This window comes from Micromonospora sp. D75, from assembly GCF_018070405.1.
Classification (GTDB): domain Bacteria; phylum Actinomycetota; class Actinomycetes; order Mycobacteriales; family Micromonosporaceae; genus Micromonospora; species Micromonospora chalcea.
In genome coordinates this window covers 1-1489 of record NZ_JAGPXV010000952.1, presented here as the reverse complement: position 1 = coordinate 1489, position 1489 = coordinate 1, and the positions used below count along the sequence as shown (strand labels likewise).

Here is a 1489-nt window from a genome sequence, read left to right as displayed (position 1 = left end):
ACCACGTCTCATCCCCGATGACCGGCGACGGTCCGTTCCCACGGGCCGGACCGCCTCGTCACCGACGGATCGAAAGGGCGGACATGACCGAACCCGAGGAGGTCCCCGACGGCGACATCGGGGCCGGTGAGCCGATCGAGGCGGCCCCGACGGCGAACCCGTCCCGGGTGCGGGTGCCGCCGGAGGGCCTGAAGCAGCACACACCGAACGAGGGCGAGCCGGCATCCGGGCCGCCGCCGGCAGAGGAGGCGTGATGGCACGCGAGGCGCGACTCGACCCCGAGGTCGAGGTGATCTGGGACGACTTCCACGCCGAGGTGAACGTGTCCTCCGAGACGCTGCGGCAGTGGCTGCTGACCCGCGGCTCGGGGGAGGAGGCGTTCGGCCCCGGCCCGGACCTCGACCTGCCCGAACCCGGCCGGCAGATCCTCGCCGTGCTGCGCAAGCGCAAGGTGGACCTCACGCCGGAGGACATCGAGGTGATGCGCGAGGCGATCACCCGGATCCGGGAGCTGACCGCGCAGCGGCCACGCCGGGGCAACGCCGACGACGAGTGGCGGCACGCCCTGCTCGACCTCGGCCACGACGTCCTGATCGAACGCTGAGCCGGTACGCCGGCGCCCGGGCGGGTCACCCACCCGGGCGCCGGCGTCTACTCCGACTCCAGGCTGGGCAGCCGCAGCCCGGCCGCGTCCGCCGCGGCCAGCAGGTCGTCCCGGGCCCGCTCCGCACGGCTGAGCAGGTTGGCGTACTCGGTGACGTCGGCCGGGTCCGGCACCTCCGGCAGCCGCCGCAGGAACGCCTCCACCTCGGCGGCGGCGGTGGTGTGCGCGGTGGCCGCCTGACGCAGCAGCTCCCGCTGGTCGGCGGCCGGATACAGATCAGTCATGTCGCCGGTGTTACCCGGGTTCAGGCGATTCGCACCCCGCCGGTGCCGTTGGGCTGCACGCCGAACTCCGGGTGCGCCAGCAACCAGCCCAGATAGTCGGGATGGTTGGCCAGCGCGTCCGTGTACGCCGCCACCGCCGCCGCCAGCACCGGGTCGGCCACCGCGGCCGCCGGCACGTCCGGGTGCCAGCCGAGCAGCAGCCGCCAGCGCAGCGGCGAACCGGCCAGCCGCCGCGTGACCAGCCCGGCGACCGGCCGGAACGTGGCCTGGCACAACGCCACCGCCTCGCCCGCGTCCACCAGCTCCAGGGCGGCCCGCACGTCCGCCTCGTACACCTTCTTGGGGGTGAAGCCGGCGCGGGCGCACGCGGCGGCGAAGCAGTCGCCGAAGCAGCCGTCGCCCGGCGCGGCCACCCACCGCTCGTGACTCAGGTCGACCAGGTCGATCTCGGCGCGACCGGCCAGCGGGTGGGTCTGCGGCAGCAGCACGCAGATCGGCTCCACCGCCACCTCCCGCCAGCTCAGCCCGAACCCCGCCGACGGCGTCGAGTCGCCGCACACCCCGGTGAGGGCGAAGTCGAGCCGGCCGCCGGCCACCATCT

At 74.8% G+C, this 1489-nt stretch carries 4 protein-coding genes; 2 read left to right on the top strand and 2 right to left on the bottom strand.

Going from position 1 to position 1489, the window contains the following annotated elements:
- Window positions 1–83: 83 nt before the first annotated feature.
- Together KBX39_RS31015 and KBX39_RS31010 are read left to right on the top strand one after the other, a co-directional pair.
- Window positions 84–254: a hypothetical protein gene (locus tag KBX39_RS31015; RefSeq protein ID WP_166456064.1), complete on the top strand. Its 171-nt coding sequence runs from the start codon at window positions 84–86 to the stop codon at window positions 252–254.
- Window positions 254–604, top strand: a complete 351-nt coding sequence (locus KBX39_RS31010; protein WP_043324444.1) for a DUF3140 domain-containing protein — start codon at window positions 254–256, stop codon at window positions 602–604. Before KBX39_RS31015 ends, KBX39_RS31010 begins: the two co-directional genes overlap by 1 nt.
- A 47-nt stretch (window positions 605–651) precedes the next feature.
- Here the strand turns inward: KBX39_RS31010 and KBX39_RS31005 are convergent, their stop codons facing one another.
- Together KBX39_RS31005 and KBX39_RS31000 are read right to left on the bottom strand one after the other, a co-directional pair.
- Window positions 652–888 carry a hypothetical protein gene (locus tag KBX39_RS31005; protein ID WP_043324442.1) on the bottom strand — a complete coding sequence of 79 codons (237 nt, stop codon included), beginning with the start codon at window positions 886–888 and terminating at the stop codon, window positions 652–654.
- Window positions 889–908: 20 nt separating this feature from the next.
- A partial coding sequence (locus tag KBX39_RS31000; protein WP_210873955.1) for a LysR family substrate-binding domain-containing protein occupies window positions 909–1489 on the bottom strand: 581 nt, incomplete at its 5' end.